The following is a 20,769-nucleotide window of genomic DNA, read 5'->3' as shown; positions in this document are numbered from 1 at the left end:
CTTAAGGGTTGTTGTAGACTACGACGTTGATAGGACGCAGGTGTAAGTGCAGTAATGTATGTAGCCGAGCGTTACTAATAGCCCGTGACTTTTCTGAAATGGTTTATATACTTTTTATAGGAGTAAGTGATATGATTTACTTTATTGAGTCCGATATGTTATCTAATTGATAATTAACAATTAACAATTAATAATTAACAATTAGAAAAATATTTAGGTGGTTATAGCGTGAGGGATCCACCTCTTCCCATTCCGAACAGAGAAGTTAAGCCTCACCACGCCGATGGTACTGCTCACAAGGTGGGAGAGTAGGTAGCTGCCGATTTAAAGTGAAAAGAGCTTGTTCTTAATTGAACAGGCTCTTTTTTTGGTTTTATATACTTTGTTTGTCGGAATATGATCTTTTCATTATATTCGTGCAGTAAATCAAATGAGTATGAAAGCACTACATCTAATTTTTATTTGCCTGTTCTTCTCGATCGTTACAGAGGCAGCTACGGTTGAAACCGTAAAAGTATTCAGTAAATCAATGAATAAAGAGATCCCGGTGGTCATTGTCGCGCCGGAGAAAAGTGAGAAACCGCTTCGGACTGTCTATCTCTTGCATGGGTATGGCGGCAATGCCAATATGTGGCTCGGCATCAAACCCAATCTGCCGGACATAGCCGAGCGGGACGGACTGCTCTTTGTATGCCCGGATGGGCATAATAGCTGGTACTGGGACAGCCCGAAGGATCCTTCTTCCCGGTATGAAACGTTTGTGTCTCAAGAATTGATCGAATACATAGACACACATTATCCGACACTGCCCGCCAAAGAGGGACGAGCTATTACCGGTCTTAGTATGGGCGGACATGGCGCGCTTTGGATTGCTTTCCGTCATACGGAAACATTTGGCGCAGCCGGAAGCAGCAGCGGAGGAGTCGATATCCGCCCTTTCCCCAAGAACTGGGAGATGGATAAACAATTGGGAAGCCTCGAAGAGAATCGCGAACTATGGGACAGCCATACGGTGATCAACCAGATCGATAAAATAAAGAATGGCGACCTGGCACTGATTGTCGATTGCGGCTACGGCGACTTTTTCTTTGAAGTCAATAACAATTTTCATGCGAAGTTGTTGGAAAATGCGATCAATCACGACTATATTGTTCGTCCGGGCGTACATAACGGCCCTTACTGGAAGAACTCCATCGATTATCAGATCCTGTTTTTCTTGAAATATTTTCAGATGAATTAAAAGGGCTGTTTACTATTCTTATATCCCTAACACCATGCAAAAGATCATTACGGGCTTAGCCTCATACGGCATGTCGGGCTCTGTATTCCATGCCCCATTCCTTGATGTTCATCCGGGATTCGAGCTTCATACGATTGTAGAACGTAGTAAGAACCTGGCGCGTGCGCGTTATCCCCATGTTCAGATCGTGCGCTCGTTTGAAGCCTTATTGGACATCCCGGAGATTCAACTGGTGGTAGTTAATACCCCGGACACGACTCATTACGACTATGTGAAGCTGGCGTTGTTGGCTGGTAAACATGTTGTCGTGGAGAAACCCTTTGTGTTCGATGTAAGCCAGGGAGAAGAGTTGGTAAGGCTGGCGAGAAAAAGCGGATTGGTCTTGGCTGTTTATCAGAACCGTCGCTGGGATGGTGATTTCCTGACGGTGAAAAAGATACTGGAATCGGGTGTTTTGGGGCGGGTCGTCGAATTTCAGTCGGCCTTTCAGCGCTATCGTAATTTCATCCAGCCAGGCACATGGAAAGAAAAGGCCGACCAACAGGTAGGTATCACCTACAACCTGGGCTCACACATGATCGATCAGGCGGTTCAACTCTTCGGTATGCCGCAGGCTGTTTATGCCGATATCGACCGCCTGCGTGATGGGAGTGAGGTGGATGATTATTATTTCATCAAACTAATCTATCCGCAAGTAAAAGTATTGCTTCGCGCCGGCTACCTGATGCGCGAGGAGACGCCGCGCTATTATCTGCATGGAACGGAAGGATCCTATGTAAAACAGGGTCTTGACCCACAGGAAGAATGTCTGAAGCAAGGTGTTATCCCGACCGGAGCAGCCTGGGGTAAAGAGGCGGAAGCGAACTGGGGAACCCTCAATGCTACGGTGTCCGGCCTGCATTACCGGGGGAAAATAGAAACGCTCCCCGGCAACTACATGGCTTTCTACGATGATATCCACCGTTCGGTGACCGAAAACCAGAAAGCCCTAACCGATGCGGAAGATGTGTTGCAGGTCATCCGCATTATCCAGGCCTCTTTTGAAAGCGAACACACAGGGGAAGTAGTTCACCTGGAGGGCTAATTCCCTCCTCGTGACCTTCCCCTTTTTTGCCCCCTAAAGTCCCCTATACGGCAACATCTTCTTTTTGACAAAATGATAGCAAAAAGGCCTTTTTGCTTTACAATATGATACGTTAAAAAATGTTTCTCCCGGGAGTTTGTCTCCAAAGTCCCGGGATTTCGGAAATTTTCTCCTGCGTTTTTGACAAAATGTAAGTTTCGCTATTCGCCTTTCTTTATCGTTTCTTTACTTACTTTATTATTTGCACCTGCATTCTTTCTAAAAAGTTTAGTACTTTTGCGTTCGGAATTCAATGAGAATATACAAAAGTGAACGTGTGGTGAAGGAAAATAACCCTATTTACGACCGAAATACATTGGAATTTGTTACTGTTGCTCTGGAGTATTGTACCTTCGTGGAAACTGCCGGACAAGCGGATCGTTTTGCCTTTGTGGATAAGATGGTTAAGTTGTTGCCGTTGCTCTACCTCAAGGCTTCTCTATTGCCGGAAGCGGCATCGGATGAAGATATCGATCTGGAGCTGAGCGTAACGGAGGATATGTATGAGGCGGTGCGTAGCCGGATAGCCGATTTATTGGGCGATAAGGACACCTACCTGGAGACATTCCACCCGGATATGCAATACAGCGATACGCCTATTGCGGCTTTTATCTCTGAAAACCTCGCCGATGTGTATCAGGATGTAGGAAACTTTGTTTCTCTCTTTCGGCAGGGCATCGAAGAGGTGATGCAGGAGGCAGTGGCCGTTTGCAGGGAGAATTTCCGTTCTTATTGGGGACAGCAGACGTTGAATGCGCTCAAAGCATTGCATGCCGTACGTTACGACATGGATGAAAACCTGGAATCTGTTGAAGAAGAAATATGATAGAACCGTATGCACATACCATATCGAAAGATGAAATAGCCGCCCTGGAAGTTGAAGAATTTTCCGGCCGGATTATCCTGATCACCAATGAGAGTGATTGTGATAAGGCTGTCGGGTACCTGCAACATTTCGATATGGTCGGGTTTGACACGGAGACGCGTCCCAGTTTTCGCAAGGGGCAGCGTTATATGATCTCCCTGATGCAGATATCGACTGAGGATGCCTGCTTCCTGTTTCGCCTGAATACGATCGGTATTCCTCCCTCCTTGGAGAATTTCTTGAAAAGCGAAGATATCCTAAAGATAGGGCTATCGCTACGCGATGATTTCGGAGCGATCCGTAAGCGCACCACGGTGACCCCGATGCGTTTTCTGGATCTGCAAAACTATGTAGGCCAATTCGGTATAGAAGAGGCCAGCCTGCAAAAGATATATGCCATCTTGTTCGGCAAAAAGATTTCCAAAGGTCAGCGGTTGACCAACTGGGACGCGGAGATCCTGACCGAACCGCAACAGAAATATGCAGCCCTCGATGCCTGGGCCTGCCTGAAGATCTACAAAAAACTAAATTCCGTACGATGAATTATAAGAAAGTCCACCTCAAACCCAAAAAGGAGGAGTCGTTATTGCGTTTTCATCCCTGGGTGTTTTCCGGAGCTATTCAATCGATTGAAGGTGATCCGGAGGAGGGAGAATTGGTGGAGGTGTATGGTGTCCATAAGCAGTTTCTGGCTGTCGGGCACTATCAGATCGGCAGTATTGCGGTGCGTATACTCTCTTTTGAGCCGGCTGTTATTGACGATGCGTTCTGGAAACACCGTATTGAGGTGGCTTATACCTTACGCCGGGCGTTGGGATTGGCCGGTGCGGAAAACAACAATACCTTTCGTCTGATCCATGGAGAGGGCGATAATCTGCCGGGGCTTATTGTCGATGTCTATGCCTCAACGGCCGTTGTGCAGGCACACTCTGTGGGCATGCATTACGCACGAGAGCAGGTGGCACAAGCCATTCAGGCGGTGATGGGCGATGAAATCCGGAATATTTATTATAAATCGGAGGCAACCCTGCCTTACAAAGCTAACCTGGGTTCGGAAGACGGCTATCTGATTGGCGGTCATGCCGATGAGACAGCGATGGAGAATGGTCTTTCTTTCCATGTCGACTGGCTGAAAGGACAAAAGACCGGTTTCTTTATCGACCAGCGCGAGAACCGTTCGTTGTTGGAGCAATACTCAAAGGGGCGTGATGTGTTGAATATGTTTTGTTATACGGGAGGGTTTTCTTTCTACGCCATGCGTGGAGAGGCCAACCGGGTACACTCCGTCGACAGCTCGGCCAAGGCGATTGCCATGACCAATAAGAACGTTGAACTGAATTTCCCGGGCGATTCGCGCCATCAGGCTTTTGCGGAAGACGCCTTCAAATTCTTAGATAAGATAGACAATCAATACGATCTGATCATACTCGATCCGCCGGCATTTGCCAAGCATAAAAACGTATTGCGTAACGCGCTGCAGGGCTACCGCAAGCTCAATGCCATTGCTTTCGAGAAGATCAAACCGGGTGGTATCCTGTTTACTTTCTCCTGCTCACAAGTAGTAACGAAAGAGAATTTCCGCCTGGCTGTTTTTAGCGCTGCCGCCCAATCGGGTCGCAATGTGCGCATCCTCCATCAACTCACCCAACCCGCCGACCATCCGGTGAATATCTACCATCCCGAAGGCGAGTACCTCAAGGGGCTGGTGTTATATGTGGAGTAAAGAAATACCCCTTTAATACCCCGGATTCTGGCTTAGGTTCGGGTTTAAGATCAATACATTTTCAGGAATCGGGAAGACAGTGGTGTATCCGTTCTCCTCGCCGGGGAGCTGCGGACGGCTATTGTATGCGCGGGTGAACAATCCGAAGCGCACCAGATCCTGGCGCCGCCATCCTTCCCAGGCCAGTTCCAATTGACGCTCTGCCAGGATATTTTCAAGGGTTGCCTCACGTGAGGCAGCGCCCACCCGGGCACGAACCCGGTTTAGTTCCGCATCGCCGTTCTCTCCTTTGCGCACCTTGGCTTCGCTCTTCATTAGGAGTGCGTCGGAAAAGCGGAAGAGTACGATGTCATTGTCCATGAGTTTGCCGTCTTTGCTCGATGTCGGGTCTATCTCATACTTTTTCATGCGCGCGCCGGCGGTCTTTTCCGCTGCTGTTCCGGAAAGATCCAATTTGACTTCCCAGGGGAGATAGGTCAGGATATCACCGTTGTCCAATGGTACTGCATCCCCTTTCAGATCACGGACTACCCCCGCGTAATAACACATCTCAAAGCGGGGATCGACCGTTTCGCTGTCATATCCGAAGGTTTGCAGCGCCTCAATGGTCGCGCTCGAACCGTTTTCGCCGACCATGCCCAACGCTTTGCCGTGATTATAATGGCGGGAGCGGAAAAGGTATTGCATCTGGTTGCGGTATAGGTTCTTATCCATCGGAATGATAAAGATATTCTCGACAGACGATTCGTTGAAGATGGCGAAATTCTCCTCGTAGGTTTCCGACAGGCGGTGTCTTCGTTCGAGGGAGTCGCAGTAGGCAATGGTTGCTTCCCAGGCATTCAGTTGCTCGCCTTCGATCGTGAAATAGATGTTGCTTCCCTCGGGACGGTTCCCGTCTGTCCAGTTATCATGCGTATAGACCTCAGCATTCAATGCCAGCTTGGCCAATAAAAACCAGGCGACAGGGCGGGTTACACGCCCGTAGTATTCACCGAAACGGTTGCTTCGCTGACGAGAGAGAAAGGGGAGCACCTCCTGAAGTTCGTCGACCACAAAACGGAACACATCGCTACGCCTGCTTTGCAATACCTCTTTCATAGGCGTATCCGACGAAAGTACTAAGGGAACATGCCCGAAGAGATCGAAGAGATAATAATAATACATCGCGCGGAAGGCACGGACTTCGGCATAATAGGCGTTGTATTCGCCCTCGGTCAGTACCGAACGGTGTGCCTCCAATACCTCCAACGAGCGGTTGCTCAATACGATCACCCGGTAGAGATACTCCCAAGTGGCCAATAAAGCGTCATTCTTTGTCCCCCATTTGTGTAAAAACAATCCCTGCCACAGTCCACCGTCGAACCAGTCGCCACCGCGTGTCGGGATGATGGCCTCGTCGGTCGTGAAGGTGTTCAGGTCGTATACTCCTTGATAAGTGCCTTGAAGCCCTTGGCTGTATGTGTCTCCTCCAATATGGGTGTAGAGGGTCGCTACCGTGTTTAGGTACAGATTCGTAGCATCCTGGTAGGCCTCTTCCTCGTGGATCTGGTCGCGCGGCTTCTCTTCAAGAAAGTCACCGCAGGCAGAAAAGCCAGCGAACAGGATTCCTATTCCTATATATAATAGCTCTTTTTTCATACTACTTGCTTATTTTAGAATTTAATACTGAGTCCGATGGAGTAGGAACGGGTGACCGGGTAATTGCGTTTGTCGTCGGTTCCCAACGTGTTATTGACCACATAGCTATTGATCATCGGGGAGAATCCGGAGTAACCGGTGATGGTTAGTAGGTTGTTCACCGAACCCGAGAGGCGAAGCGACTGGATGTATGGCTTTAATCTGCCGCTTAAAGGCACATTCCATCCAATGGTCAGGTAGTCGAAGTTGATATAATCGCCCCGTTCCAGCCAGTAGTCCGTGACGGTCTGGTCGTATATATGCCTCCGGGGCGCTTCGCGCATCACATTATAGTCAGGGAATATATTCATATTCATATAGGTGAGTGATGTGCCGTTGTATATCTTATGCCCGAAGGCTCCGTTGATCTGCAGGGAGAGATCCAGCCGCTTATGGCGAAAGCTGATATTGGTACCCATCAGGACTTTGGGCATCGCCTGTCCGGCAATGTAACGGTCGCCCCCCTCTTCGAGGTTGACACCTCCCCCATCCAGGTCGGCAATCGCGTAGCGGTAGCCTCCATTCGGCAACTCTTCCAGACCGGTGCATTTCGGAAGATAGAATACGCCAACCGGCTCGCCGACGATCTGGTAGACGATATAGTTATAGCCTCCGTGGAACCCTGCCCCGTCGAGGTTGGTGATGGGCATCTGTTCAGGTGCCGACATCTTCTCTCCCCGGTAGGTTCCGCTCAGCGATAATAATTTATTTTTTTGCCGGGAAAAGGTAGCGTTCACCTGCAGTTCCGTATCAGCCGTTTGCCAGGGCGTTATGCCTAAGGCCACTTCCAACCCTTTGTTCTCCATGGATCCCAGATTGGCCAATAGTTTGTTGTAGGCAAAAGGCGGCACGCTCACATCGTAGAGGTAGAGCATATCGTGTGTGCGAGAGATATAATAGTCCATTTTCAGCATCAGCCAGTTTTCGAGAATGCCCAGGTCGAAGCCGCTGTTGAAGGTATGTTTCACCTCCCAGCGCAGGTCGGGGTTGGCATTGCGAATCAGGCCCATGGTTACGGTGGGAGCGCCTCCGGCGGAGACCACGCCGCTGGGCTTGAGCAATTGCATGGAGGTGTACGACTGGATGGCATCCTGATTGCCCGAAAGGCCGTAGCCAATCCGTAGTTTCAGGTTGTTGAGCCAGGTGATCGGTTTCATAAACGCCTCTTCACTCATCGTCCATGCCAGCGAAGCCGACGGGAAAAAGCCCCATTTGTTGTTGATACCAATCTTGGAAGAGGCATCCGCCCGTGCGTTCAGGGTGGCAATATAGCGCCCTTTATGTACATAATTGACCCGTCCCAGAAAGGATACCAGACGAGGATCTTCAAAGTAAGAGGCCGTGCCTTCCCACAGACGGACAGCGCCAGCCTGCAGGTTATGATAGCCATACTGGTTGGTTTTGAAATTGGTCACCGTGGTGTGAAATCCGCTCAGGGTGGTTTTCTGCGCTTCGGCAAGCGCCAGGATATCTAAGTGGTTGCCTCTCCAGTCCTTTTTATATTGGATCATCAGGTTGCCCAACAGCGATTGTGTCTTTTTTAAACCCCGGAAGGCCTCTCCGCCGCCCCATACGGTGGTCGGTTTGTAGTGGGAGTTCTCCACGGAGTTGTAGGTGTACGATCCGAACCCGGTCAATTTCCAATGATCTGTCAGTTGCACTACTACACGCATCCGGGCATTGACCAGCGCGTTGGCTTCGTCGTCCTGCACATCCATCCAGGCAATCGGGTGGGTGATCTGGCTGGCGGTTGTCACCATGTCCCAGCCACCCGTCTCCGGATTCTTGTGATTGGGGAAGGTGGGGTTGAAGGTGGCTGCCGAATAAAAGGTCTTCTGGTAGTCGTTCAGGTAATGCATATCCAAGAGGGAGCCGAACATGCCGATATCGAGTGTCAGCCGGTTGTTGAAGGCGCGCTGGGTGATATCCAGTTTGGCGGTGTAGTTGCGCGAGCTGTTATTGCGTATCACCCCCTGCTGATCGACATATCCCACCGAGGCTCGGTAGTTGGAGTGTTCCGAACCGCCGCCAAAAGCGATATGATGTGTCTGCAAAAGGGCTGTCTGCGTGATCTCTTCGAGGAAGTTTGTGTTGTAGCCCTGGTCGAGTATCTCTATCTGTCGCTCACGGGCTACCTGTCGGAATTCATCGCCCGAGAGCATCCGAAGGTGGCGAGCTACGGAGCTTATGCCGAAATTCCCCTCGTAGGTGATATTAAACAATCCGGCTTTTCCCTTTTTGGTGGTGACTTCGATCACGCCCGAGGCACCCCTCGAGCCGTACTGAGCCGTTTCCGAAGCGTCTTTCAATACGGTGAAGCTTTCGATATCTGCCGGATAAACAGCGCGCAACAGGCTGAGATCACCGAAAATGCCATCGATAATTACCAATGGGTCGTTGCCGCCCGTCAGCGAGGTAGTGCCCCGGATGCGCACCGCCTCCAGCGCGGCCGGTCCATTATTTGCCGGAGGGATATATAGTCCGGTTACCCGTCCCCTGAGTGCATCGAAAGGGGTGGTGATCAATCCTCGATTCATATCCTCTTCTTTTACCTTATCGATTGCGCCCGAGATGGTCGCTTCGCTTCCGGTGGCATACCCCACCACGATCACTTCATCTAAGCGAACCGTATCGGGTAAGATGATTATTTCCTGGGCAACTCCTTTTGATAATAGAAAGAATAAATAATAGATCAAAAGGGAAAGATAACGGAGTTTCTCCAAAGACTGTTTCATAGCATTCATAGGGTAAGGTTTTGTTATAAGTATCTAATGCATAGTCAGGTTCTGAAAGGGGGTGATGGGGTAAATATACGAAAAAAGATTGGAATGACAGCGGGGTAGGGTGGGTTTCTTATGGTTAAAAGGATCTGACCGACAATCTGATTGTCGATAGCTATCGACAATACTGCTGATAGCCGTCGACAATATTGCTGACAACTATCGACAATACTGTCGACGATCGTCAACAGTCAGATTCCGGCAGACAACTTTACCCTTCTTGAAGATTATTTTACAAAAATCAGTGTGGAGTACAAAAAAACAGACCGTTGAAAGCTGCCTTTCAACGGTCTGTAGATTAAACAGAATAAGATTTAATCAGCATTAAGATCTCGTTACAATTAAAGGAACTGTAATGTATTGAGTGTATGGAGCTGCATTAATTACAATGTCAACATATATGGTACAAGAACAAGTCGAAGTTGCCCAATTGGCAGTCATTGTAATAGTATTACCACTAAGTTTTAAGTTAGTAATTGTCGCATTCCCATCAGTACTGTTTCTTCCACTAACACTAATAGTAGCTTGTCCTGGAACATTTTTTAATGTAATAGTTCCAATTCCGGTAACAGTAGAACCTGTTGTACCATTAAAAGTTAAAGAAGATCGATCTGCGTATGCCATGTCCCGTGCATATTGTCGCACATTGATATAATAAATAGCCGATGTGCCAGCACTACTGTTTGAGACTGTTATGGTGATTACCCCTTCGCGAGAATAATCAATAGCAGAAGCACCGGTATTCGCAGCCACATCAAATGTCAGAACACCTGCTGTTGTGGTATCAAAGCCAGTGATCCACGCGGTCGTTCCTGTACCCGGGGTAAAGGTGACATTTGTTATTGCTGATCCGGGTAACAGATCATAGTTCAGCGTATAATCGATTCTTTCCGGACTACCAAACCCAAGATACGAAGGCAAATCAGATTTCAACCCTGCCGTATTATCCGCCGCATATTGACGAATAGTAACCGTATAGGTTGCCGCGTTTGCATGTGCGCTGGTTGCTTTTAATGTAACAACAGATTCACGGAAGCTGCCGGGTTTGCCAGTAAACGGAGCTAATGTATAGGTTAACTTACCATCCACCACTTCCGGAGCCCCGTCATTAGTAAAGATATTCGAAGTGTAACTCTGAACCACTACTGTAGATCCATTCAATACATTCAACGGAAGAGACCCTGCTCCACCATCCGCTGTTGTCGAATTATGCGTCACAAACATCGGCGGCATACTGATACCGGCGGCATCCGGAGCATACTGCATAAAGGTAAACCGATAGGTTACTTTATCCGCATGTTCATTTTGAACCGGTACATAGATATAAGCGTAACGTACGGGACCACTCGAACCGTCGTAAGCGTTCGCATTTATTCGCATCTGTGTGTTGGTAAAATAGTTCAATTTCGTTATGAATTTCTGAGGATTATTTGAATCTGTAAATTCCTGTTGTATGTGCAGATCTGGATCGCTTGAGTCTATTTTAGATCCATTCAGTAATTCATATTTTACGATAAAGTCTAAGGCTCCTGCTGTCGGTATAACATAAACATCCGTATCTACACTCATTCCTGCCGCTTTCGGTGCATACTGACGGATTGGAATAGTGTAGGTGATCGCATTGTTATGTGAGTTGGTTACCACGAGATCGATATACCCTTCACGTACATCACCTGCTTGTCCACCGGCAAATTTGGTAACAGAATAGGTCAGTTTACCATCTGCATCAAGATCTGCTGTCAGCCAGTTTGGTTCCGCATTGTTGTTTGTTCTGACTTTTACCGATTTGATCGATGAACCATTCAGTATCTCGTAAGAAATTTCCTGATCGGCCCAATCCTGATAGCTCAAGCAGATCGTCTCTTCGCTAATACTGATACCTGCGGCATCCGGTGCATACTGACGAATAGTTACTGTATAGATCATTTTATTTATATGATCATTTCCAACAACAAAGCAAATATACCCTTCACGGAATGGACCATTAGCGCCATCATATGCCTCAACACGATATTCCAAATAGTTGCCTTCTTCAGAGAATTGTTCAATATTAAGCCAGTCTGCATTTACACCATAAGCTAAGATAGGTTCTTTATATAAGTCGATAATTTCAGAACCATTCAGCAAGGTATAACGCAAAGTTCTAATCTGGGCTTCAGATGATAAGTTGACCCGTTTATCATCAATCATCATTCCCGCATATTCAGGTGCATATTGACGAACCACCACATAGAAATAAGAAGGATTATTATGTGAATTGGTTGCTTTGAAAGTAAAGCGTGCATCACGATAAGGACCGTCTTCTCCATTGTATTCCGTTAAGCGGTAGAGGAAGCGATATTCACGGATTTCTTCATTCTCATTTGGGTTGCCAATTTGCCAATTTTCAGAATAGAGACACCAATCTGTGCCATATCCAACATTATCAACCGAGACTAACTCTATAGTGGAGCTATTCAACGCGTTGAGAGTCAATTTGTACCAATCGTATCCTCCAAAAAGTTGTGCGTTGGCTGTATAGTCGTGTTCAACCATGGTAGGATATTCACTGATACCGGCTGCCAACGGCGCATACTGACGGATGATAATATAGTAATAGGCATCGTTTGTATGGCCATTAGAGGCTTTGATGGTAATAACCGCTTCACGCATATCGCCTTCACGGCCATCAAACTGAGCAACACCGTAGCTCAAGATATAGTTCTTGTTGTTACCTTCGGATTTCAGATCCAGTCCTTCGATGTCTACCCACTTTTCGGAAACATCTTCAATGACCAGTGTTGAACCGTTGATTGCATTCAATGGCAGGGTCGTTATCTGGTCTTCGCCATAGATTGTTTCATCGGTTGTACCGTCGGAGTTGAAGGTCACGATCTGAGTCGTATTGTTCATACCTGCTGCATTCGGCGCATACTGACGAATGGTTACGTAGTAGTAAGACGCATTTGCATGATCGTTGGTTGCTTTCAGGGTGATGATCGCTTCGCGGTAATCGCCTGCCGAACCGTCGTATTGGGTAAGTTCGTAAATAAGGTCGGTTCCGAAAATCCTTACATGTTGTAACCATGTCCGTTGAGATACACCGACTACTTCCACCTTCGATGCGTAGTTAGCGTTCACTGGCATTACACCTGTCTGAGCGGCAGAGCTATGTGTCATCAGCGAGGTCGGCAAACAGATACCTGCTGCTTCCGGAGCGTACTGACGAACTGTGACGTAGTAGTAAACAGCATTGCTGTGACCATTGGTCGCTTCTAACGTAATTGTAGCTTCGCGGTAGCTTCCTGATGCTCCATCGTAAGCTGCCAGTGCATAGGACATTACACCCTCTTCATCGATTTTAATATCCTTCACCCAACCGCCAGTGGCATTGTTGGCGACTACTTTCAGTTTCGAGTCGTTGATCGGGTTAAGCGGCACCTGATGAGTGGCTGCTTTATAATCGTGTGTCAACAAAGCATTCGGGATGTTTGCTCCGGCAGATTTATAGCCTGACTGGATCACATGGATACTTGTTTTCACAGAAGCGGCACCGCGGAAAGCGATGATCATTACTTCACCTTCGCGTACTTCGTCGTAGCTATTAGGCAATGTAGTCAACTCGAGCATACCATCGCCAGTAACCGTTGCGCCGGTGATCCACGGAGTCGTTTGTCCATCGGTTCCCGACTGAGCGGAGGAGGTATGACATTCGTAACGTACGTTTGTCTGGTCGCCATCTTCCACCCACAGGCTCTGTGCGTATGAAGTCTGGTTGTACATCATATAGATGCGTTCTTGAGTTGAGATGTTCGGAGCGCCCAATCCGTTTTGGATTACGGTGATCTCTTCGGTATGCACCTGGTTAGCGAAGGTTACCGTAACGGTAATCTTACCAACGCGTTCATAAGCATCAATATGTTCTGTTGCCGAGAAGGTATATAATACATTCTTCACATATCCGTCGATAGCGGTGGTTGGCATCAGATCTTTGATCCAGCTCTCGCCAGCCGTTATTTCTGCGGAAACAACGGCGTCGCTATACTGCGTTACCACACCGAAGGCATTGCCCTGTGAGGGCTTCGCACCAATCGTAATCGTTTTCGGTGAGATACGTATGCCGGTTTCCGACAAGCCGTTCTGGGTTACCTTAATTACTGTTTTGTTGCCGTTTTCAGCCGAAACGGTGATATTCGCTGTACGTGCCTTGTCAGACACCAATGCCTCTACCATCATACTGATATCGGTTGTTCCCCGTCCCGATTTTTGGGAGAGGTATAACCATTCTGCATCACTGTTTGCTGTCCAGCCACAGTTTGCTTTGATTGTAAGCGGAATGTTGGCAGCATCACTACTGATGAACATTTCTTCTACCGAAGTAGAAACCGTAGGATCATCTTCATCGCATCCTGTGTTCATAAAGACCATAAGACACAATGTCAGAAGTAAACCTACCTTGATATTGAATTGTTTGAATTTATGTGTCATAATTAATTACTTTTTATTTGATCAGGAAAATAACACTCAGGCCGGCACGGGTAAGACCGAACATGTTTTTTATTTCTGGGTCGTATATGCGTACATCCCCCGGGTATTGTACACGACCCGTTTTGCCGTAGTCTGCATGAATGTATCCGGCGCCCACATTGGCTTCGATCAGCCAACGATCACTCAGTGCCAGTGAATATCCATATGAAAGGCCTCCACCGACAGACCAGCCGTCGTAGCGGTATTTGTCGAGTCCTCCATCAAAATGGAAGTATTGTGCATGCACACCAAAGAAGTGTCCTTTAAAGCGGTCGCCCAACCAGTAGCGTGCTTCAGGCTGTGCGCCGAAAGTCATCAATTGCTTGTGGTCGTCAAATTTCCACGGATTGGCATAGAGGTCAAGATCCAATGTCCAATGTTGGGACAGACCCAATTCGGCACCGAAATTGATCGTTCCATAAGCTGCCCAGCCTAATGCGTTGGTCTTTACGGCTATTTTATCTTGTGCATTGGTTAACGTAGTAAGAGTCAATAATAAGCTACAAACCAAGATTATTTTTTTCATATCTCTTTCTCCTTCTTTGATTAATTGGTTTCACCATTTCCCCACACGTCGATTCCTTCCTGAGAGACGATGATCGATGAGATTGTTTTGTTGCTTCCTTGTGTTTCAAAGGTGATAATTGCTGTGCGTTTAAACTTTGTATCATTTTCATCCACCAGTACTTTTATGTCTAATGAATGTCTGCCTGTTGATACAGAAGGACGGCACCAGGTCTGATTGCTCGATGCTTTCCATTCGGCATTGCTATTTACCTGGACGGGTGTGGCATCAGACTTCTGGTCGAAGAAGATTTCATTTTGTGAGACACTGATCGCTGGAGGATCATCTTCGTTGACGCATCCTGTCAGCACCAGCATAAAGAGGGCTGACAAAATCATCAGAGATCCAATTCTTTTTGAGAATAAATCACTCATAGGTTTAAAATTTAAATTTATACTTAGAAATTGCTTTTTCTTGTGCTTAATTAAGTCCTTTTACAGTACCTTGCTAACAGGAGGTTTTTACATCTGTTTGAGTAAGTACAATCGCATGCCGGTTTTTATCGAATTTGGCGCACTTTTTTCCTCGAATATTCTCCCTTGTAGTGTTGGTCTATTTTACAGTACAAAGGTAGAGGAAACGGTTTTTTCGGTTTTTACAAATCTGAAAAAATATTTATCAAATCGTAAAAAAGTGATGACAAATCGACAAATTTCAGCCCAAAACTGTCCGTTTGCGTATAAATCAGTGCTTATTTTAGGAATTTGTTTAAAAAACTAAAAATCATCTTCACTTTTGTATTTGTTCGAATCTCAGTGTGTCATTTATTGTCCTAAAGTGACAAAGTTGCTCGATTTGCGAGGCATCCGTCCGGGCAAGAAAGATAGTCATTTCGTATGATGATTTTTCACGACGGAGATCCTCCCACTTCTTGAGATGATCCATCTTTTGCTTTGCATTTTGCTTTACTTATGAAGCGAAACAGGGTTCGATTTCTGAAGAAGGCGAAATGACAAAATGATAGCAAAATCGCCATTTTGCTTTACAATATGATACGTTAAAAAATGTTTCTCCCGGGAGTTTGTTCGCAAAGTCCTGCCAATTCGGAAAAAAACTCCCGCGATTTTGACAAAATGATAGTTGAGGTTTTTTACGATCCGACACAGATGCTCTGATAAAATATAATTTTCCTTGTATGGAAACCAAAAAAACAGTCGCTAAGATTTTGAATCTCAAAAAGCTTCCTATATTTGCAACAAACAGGATGTGCATTCGGCATAGGACAAGCGGGCTTGACTCTCTGTTGGGTTTTCATCGCTGTTGTTGTGAAAAGAAAAAGTTATACCGGGATATAATCTAATAGTATGAAACGATATTTATTCATTCTTTTTCTGTTTTCCAATTTCCTACTCACCGCGCAAACGTTCACCCTGGAAGAATGTCAACAGCTGGCATGCGATAATTATCCGGTTATTCAGCAACGCGGACTCATCGATAAACTGGCTGATTATACGGTGGCCAACGCGCGCAAGAACTGGCTGCCGCAGCTATCGGTGGCGCTTCAGGCGACCTATCAGACGGATGTCATGGCCTTTCCGGATGAGTTAGTGAGTATGTTTCCCCTTGATTTCGATGGATTGCGTAAGGATCAGTACAAAGCATCTGTTCAGATCGAACAGGCGATCTACGAAGGCGGGGCGGTGAAAGCCCAAGTCGACCGGGCAAAAGCTGAGAAAGAGGTCTCCGTTCAGAGTTGGGAAGTAGAGATGTATAACCTGCAGGAGCGGGTGAACCAGCTCTATTTCGGCACGCTTCTTTTGCAAGAGAAGCGGAACGAGGTCGATATCCTGATCGGAGAGCTTGAGCGCAATGAGCGTTTAGTGCAGTCGTATGTCACCAATGGCGTGGCCGGGCAGAATGATCTCGATCTGCTTCGAGTAGAGATTCTGAGCGCCCGCCAGCAACGATCGGATCTGGAGGCTTCGCAAAAGGCGTACCGGACGATGCTGGGGATTATGATTAATAAAGAGTTTACGACAACAACAAACCTGGCGAAACCCGTGATGCCTTCCCTTCATCCGCAACTGTCGATCAAACGTCCCGAATTGAACTATTTCGATGCACAGGATCGTTATCTGTTAAGCCAACAGCAAGGGGTCAACGCCCAGGTGCGCCCGCGAATCGGTCTGTTCCTGCAAGGAGCGTATGCCAATCCGGGATTAAACCTGTTTGCCGATATGGTGGAGAATCAATGGTCGCCCTATCTGATGGGTGGCATCAAGTTTCAGTGGAATATCTCCGGATTCTATACCCGGAAGAATGATTTGTCGAAGATCGAAACAGGGCGGATGCAACTGGCTAGCCAGCGCGAGACCTTCCTGTATAATATGAACCTGAAAAAGACACAGGAGAGCCTGGCAGTAGAACGTATGCAGAAGGTGATGCGCGAGGACGATGAGATTATCCGTCTCAGGCAGGCAGTCAGGGAGCGTACGGAGGTGCAGGTCGAGAATGGCTCGCGCACGGTGAGCGACCTCTTGCGTGAGATACATGCGGAGAGCCTGGCGCGGCAGAGTAAGGCGACCCACGAGATCGAACTGTTGAAGAATATGTATGAGTTGAAGTTTACGGTGAATCAGTAAAATAAAAAATATGAAGAAGTTAGTTTGCATTTTAATAATAGCCCTATTGGTGGGATGCACAGGGAAAAGCGGAAAACAGGATGCGACCGGTACGTTTCAGGCGACCGAAGTGATCTTGTCGGGCGAGGTAGCCGGTATGCTCCTTACCTTTCAGGCAACAGAAGGCGACGCATTGGAAAAAGGGCAACAGATCGGACTGATCGATTCGACCCAGTTCTTCCTGCAAAAGCAACAACTGGAGCAGAATATCCTGGCATTGGAAGCCAGCCGCCCCATTGTTTCCATTCAACTGGCGCCCATTGAAGAACAACTGACAAAACAGTTGAGAGAGAAACAGCGGGTAGAGAATCTGTTGAAGTCGGATGCCGCCACAACCAAAGAATTGGACGATATCAATTCGGCCATTCAGGTATTGGAAAAGCAGCTGGAAGCCCAGAAGAATACATTAAACAAATCAGTCGCTACGATAGAGGCGCAAATCGGCGGCTTGAAGGCGCAGATCGAACAATTGGAAGACCGATTGCGGAAATGTGTAATCGTTTCGCCAATCAACGGAACGGTACTGGCCAAATACGCGCAGGAGGGCGAACTCTGCTCTGCCGGACGTCCCTTGTTGAAGATCGCGGATATGAACGATGTGCATCTGAAAGCCTATGTCACTTCCGATCAGTTGATCGATATCCGCTTGGGACAGGAGGTAGATGTGAAGGCTGATTTTGGTGGCGGCAACTCACGCGATTACAAAGGAAAGATCACCTGGATATCTGAAAAGAGTGAGTTTACGCCGAAGAATATCACCACGTCCGACGAACGCGCCAATATGGTTTACGCCATGAAGATCGCTGTTCGGAACGATGGTTACCTGAAATTGGGCATGTACGGAGAGGTCAACTTCTAAACCAAATAAAGTGAAGGCGGTCGTTGTCGATACTATCCACAAAAGCTACGAAGGAGGCATCCGAGCCTTGTCGGGCATCAGCTTCGATGCCGACAGAGGCGAACTCTTCGGCATTATCGGCCCCGATGGCGCCGGGAAGACAACGCTTTTCCGCATTATGGCGACCTTGCTTCTTGCCGACGAGGGAACATGCCGCGTCGATGGATTGGATGTGGTGGATGACTACCGCGAGATACGCAAACGAGTGGGCTATATGCCCGGGCGTTTTTCGCTCTACCAGGATCTGACGGTGGAAGAGAACCTGGGCTTTTTTGCTTCGGTCTTCCGCACCACCATCGCGGAGAACTACCACCTGGTGGAGGAGATCTACAAACAACTGGAGCCCTTTAAGCGTCGCCGCGCCGGGAAACTCTCCGGAGGCATGAAGCAGAAATTGGCCTTATGCTGCGCCTTGATCCATAAACCCAGTGTGCTTTTCTTAGACGAACCGACCACCGGTGTCGATCCCGTCTCGCGCAAAGAGTTCTGGGAGATGCTCAACCGGCTGCAAAAACAAGGGATCACAATTATTGTCTCCACACCCTATATGGACGAAGCCAAACTCTGCGACCGCATTGCCCTGATCAAGAACGGGCAGTTTATGTCGATCAACCGGCCGATGGATATCATCCGTCAGTTCGATCTGCCGCTTTATGCGGTGAAAGGCGATGATATTTTCCGTCTTTTGCACGATGTGAGGGAATACAAAGGCGTTGATCATTGTTATGTGTCGGGCGAGTCTCATCACTTTACGGTGGCAGACGGCGCTTTCGACAGCAGCGCATTGTTGACGCAGCTGCAACAGAAAGGGCATAGCGCTGTTCGGATCGAGCGGGTAGAAGCGAATATTGAGGATTGCTATATGCGGCTGGCCAAAGATTAATAGACAAGGGGAAAATACAGGATGAATAACGATATCGTCATACAAACGAAGGATCTGACCAAGAAATTCGGTTCGTTCACCGCCGTCGACCACATCTCTTTCGAGGTGCGGCGGGGGGAGATATTCGGTTTTCTCGGGGCAAACGGAGCGGGAAAGACCACCGCCATGCGTATGTTGTGCGGTCTGAGCCGCCCGACCTCCGGCATGGGGCAGGTGGCAGGCTTCGATATTGCCCGCCAACAGGAGAAGATCAAGCAGAATATCGGCTACATGAGCCAGAAGTTTTCGTTGTATGGCGACCTGAAGGTATGGGAGAATATCCGCCTATATGCCGGGATTTACGGGATGAAAGATGCCGATATCGCCCGCAAAACGGAGGAACTGCTCGAGCGGTTGGACTTCACGAAGGAACGCGATACGCTGGTTGACTCGTTGCCGCTGGGGTGGAAACAGAAACTGGCTTTCTCGGTTTCGATCTTCCATGAGCCGAAGATTGTCTTCCTCGACGAGCCGACAGGCGGGGTCGATCCCACCACCCGGCGACAGTTCTGGGAGATGATATACGAAGCGGCCAACCGGGGCATTACGATATTCGTAACCACGCACTATATGGATGAGGCGGAATATTGCCACCGGGTGTCGATGATGGTCGACGGACGTATCGACGCGCTCGACTCGCCATCGAACCTGAAACAGCAATTTAATGCCTCGTCGATGGATGAGGTGTTCCGCAAACTGGCCAGAAAAGCAGAAAGGATGGAATAGTTATGAGAGAATTTTGGGTATTTGTACGAAAAGAATTTTATCATATCCTGCGCGACCGGCGTACGATGATGATCCTATTGATCATGCCTGTTGTGATGATTATCCTTTTTGGGTTCGCCTTGACCACCGAGGTGCGCAATGTCAATATCGGTGTATTGACTTCGGAACCCGACCATGCCGTTGAGCAAATCCTGAATCGCCTCGACGCCAGCGAATACTTCACGGTGAAAGAACGTCTGGATTCTCCCGACGATATCGACCGGAAATTCCGGGGAAGGGAATTGGATATGGTGATTGCCTTTGGCGATCACTTCTCGGAAAAGGTGTTTGATCCCGAAGGAGCCGCCATGCAGTTGGTGGTCGACGCAACAAATGCCAGTATGGCGCAGAGTTATACGGCATACGCCTCGGCGATTGTTGCCCAGTATCAGCAGGATATGCAACCGGGAGCAGGGCGGAAAGGTATCGTGCCCAACGTTGTATTGATGTATAACCCGCAGATGAAATCGTCTTATAACTTCGTGCCGGGTATTATGGGGCTGACACTCATGCTTATCTGTGCGTTGATGACTTCGATCGCTATTGTGAAAGAAAAGGAGACGGGCACGATGGAGGTGTTGTTGGTTTCGCCGCTTCGCCCGATCCATATCATCATTGCCAAGATGATTCCCTACTTTACGGTATCGTGTGTGAACCTGTTGACGATCCTGTTGTTGTCGATTTTTGTACTGAAAGTGCCGGTAGCCGGGAGTATGGTGGCGCTTTGTGTCGTGTCGCTTATCTATATTATCATAGCGCTCTCGTTGGGATTATTGGTCTCTACCCTGGTCGATCAGCAGATTATTGCCATGTTGTTCTCCTCCATGTTATTGATGGTGCCTACGATTCTTTTGTGTGGTATGATCTTTCCGGTGGAGAGTATGCCGGAGATATTGCAGTATTTCTCCCACCTGTTGCCACCGAAATGGTATATTATGGCGGTTCGGAAGCTGATGATTGCCGGCCTGCCGGTTAGTTTTATATGGAAAGAGATCGTGATTCTGATCGTTATGGCTGTCCTGTTGATCACAATCAGCCTGCGTAAGTTTAATAACCGGTTGGAATAACGACAAAGAAATAAAAG

The 20,769-nt window shown here is 47.8% G+C and carries 13 protein-coding genes, 2 rRNA genes and 2 pseudogenes; 12 read left to right on the top strand and 5 right to left on the bottom strand.

Features of this window, described 5'->3' with window-relative positions; all coding sequences use genetic code 11:
* The 7 genes from M2137_RS04500 to M2137_RS04470 all read left to right on the top strand — a co-directional run.
* Positions 1 to 99: ribosomal RNA gene (locus tag M2137_RS04500) — 23S ribosomal RNA — on the top strand; the annotation flags it as partial.
* Between the two features lie 114 nt (positions 100 to 213).
* Positions 214 to 325 (top strand): 5S ribosomal RNA (gene rrf, locus M2137_RS04495).
* A 105-nt stretch (positions 326 to 430) separates the two neighbouring features.
* Entirely contained in the window at positions 431 to 1,240 is an 810-nt protein-coding gene (locus M2137_RS04490) for an alpha/beta hydrolase family protein (RefSeq protein WP_280765259.1), read from the top strand.
* 34 nt (positions 1,241 to 1,274) lie between these two features.
* Positions 1,275 to 2,324, top strand: a complete 1,050-nt coding sequence (locus tag M2137_RS04485) for a Gfo/Idh/MocA family oxidoreductase (RefSeq protein WP_280765258.1) — start codon at positions 1,275 to 1,277, stop codon at positions 2,322 to 2,324.
* Between the two features lie 316 nt (positions 2,325 to 2,640).
* Complete coding sequence (locus M2137_RS04480) at positions 2,641 to 3,189, top strand: DUF5063 domain-containing protein (protein ID WP_280765271.1); 549 nt, start codon at positions 2,641 to 2,643, stop codon at positions 3,187 to 3,189.
* Entirely contained in the window at positions 3,186 to 3,770 is a 585-nt protein-coding gene (locus M2137_RS04475) for a 3'-5' exonuclease (protein ID WP_280765257.1), read from the top strand. Before M2137_RS04480 ends, M2137_RS04475 begins: the two co-directional genes overlap by 4 nt.
* Entirely contained in the window at positions 3,767 to 4,951 is a 1,185-nt protein-coding gene (locus M2137_RS04470) for a class I SAM-dependent rRNA methyltransferase (RefSeq protein ID WP_280765256.1), read from the top strand. The genes M2137_RS04475 and M2137_RS04470 overlap by 4 nt, the downstream gene beginning before the upstream one ends.
* A gap of 12 nt (positions 4,952 to 4,963) precedes the next feature.
* Here the strand turns inward: M2137_RS04470 and M2137_RS04465 are convergent, their stop codons facing one another.
* From M2137_RS04465 to M2137_RS04445, 5 genes are all read right to left on the bottom strand, one after another.
* Positions 4,964 to 6,589: a RagB/SusD family nutrient uptake outer membrane protein gene (locus tag M2137_RS04465; RefSeq protein ID WP_280765255.1), complete on the bottom strand. Its 1,626-nt coding sequence runs from the start codon at positions 6,587 to 6,589 to the stop codon at positions 4,964 to 4,966.
* A 14-nt stretch (positions 6,590 to 6,603) separates the two neighbouring features.
* The gene (locus M2137_RS04460) at positions 6,604 to 9,363 is read right to left on the bottom strand and encodes a SusC/RagA family TonB-linked outer membrane protein (protein WP_280765270.1); all 2,760 of its coding nucleotides are present in this window, start codon (positions 9,361 to 9,363) and stop codon (positions 6,604 to 6,606) included.
* Between the two features lie 369 nt (positions 9,364 to 9,732).
* The gene (locus M2137_RS04455) at positions 9,733 to 13,875 is read right to left on the bottom strand and encodes a BACON domain-containing protein (RefSeq protein WP_280765254.1); all 4,143 of its coding nucleotides are present in this window, start codon (positions 13,873 to 13,875) and stop codon (positions 9,733 to 9,735) included.
* A 13-nt stretch (positions 13,876 to 13,888) separates the two neighbouring features.
* Positions 13,889 to 14,440: a DUF3575 domain-containing protein gene (locus tag M2137_RS04450; protein WP_280765253.1), complete on the bottom strand. Its 552-nt coding sequence runs from the start codon at positions 14,438 to 14,440 to the stop codon at positions 13,889 to 13,891.
* A 20-nt stretch (positions 14,441 to 14,460) separates the two neighbouring features.
* On the bottom strand, positions 14,461 to 14,853 hold the full coding sequence (locus M2137_RS04445) for a BACON domain-containing protein (RefSeq protein ID WP_280765252.1): 393 nt from the start codon (positions 14,851 to 14,853) through the stop codon (positions 14,461 to 14,463).
* Between the two features lie 930 nt (positions 14,854 to 15,783).
* Between M2137_RS04445 and M2137_RS04440 the strand changes: the two genes are divergently transcribed.
* The 5 genes and pseudogenes from M2137_RS04440 (at position 15,784) to M2137_RS04420 (ending at position 20,752) form a co-directional block, all read left to right on the top strand.
* On the top strand, positions 15,784 to 17,061 hold the full coding sequence (locus tag M2137_RS04440; RefSeq protein WP_280765251.1) for a TolC family protein: 1,278 nt from the start codon (positions 15,784 to 15,786) through the stop codon (positions 17,059 to 17,061).
* 10 nt (positions 17,062 to 17,071) lie between these two features.
* Positions 17,072 to 17,959: an HlyD family efflux transporter periplasmic adaptor subunit gene (locus tag M2137_RS04435; protein ID WP_280765250.1), complete on the top strand. Its 888-nt coding sequence runs from the start codon at positions 17,072 to 17,074 to the stop codon at positions 17,957 to 17,959.
* Positions 17,960 to 18,017: 58 nt separating this feature from the next.
* Positions 18,018 to 18,638 (top strand): annotated as a pseudogene (locus M2137_RS04430) (ABC transporter ATP-binding protein); the annotation flags it as partial.
* 264 nt (positions 18,639 to 18,902) lie between these two features.
* A pseudogene (locus tag M2137_RS04425) lies at positions 18,903 to 19,646 on the top strand (ATP-binding cassette domain-containing protein); the annotation flags it as partial.
* 2 nt (positions 19,647 to 19,648) lie between these two features.
* Positions 19,649 to 20,752, top strand: a complete 1,104-nt coding sequence (locus tag M2137_RS04420) for an ABC transporter permease (protein ID WP_280765248.1) — start codon at positions 19,649 to 19,651, stop codon at positions 20,750 to 20,752.
* Positions 20,753 to 20,769 lie beyond the last annotated feature (17 nt).

Origin of the sequence: Parabacteroides sp. PFB2-10, from assembly GCF_029893085.1 — a bacterium.
GTDB lineage: Bacteria > Bacteroidota > Bacteroidia > Bacteroidales > Tannerellaceae > QVMG01.
Note: the sequence above shows the minus strand (reverse complement) of the source record. Positions and strands in the feature narration are given on the sequence as shown.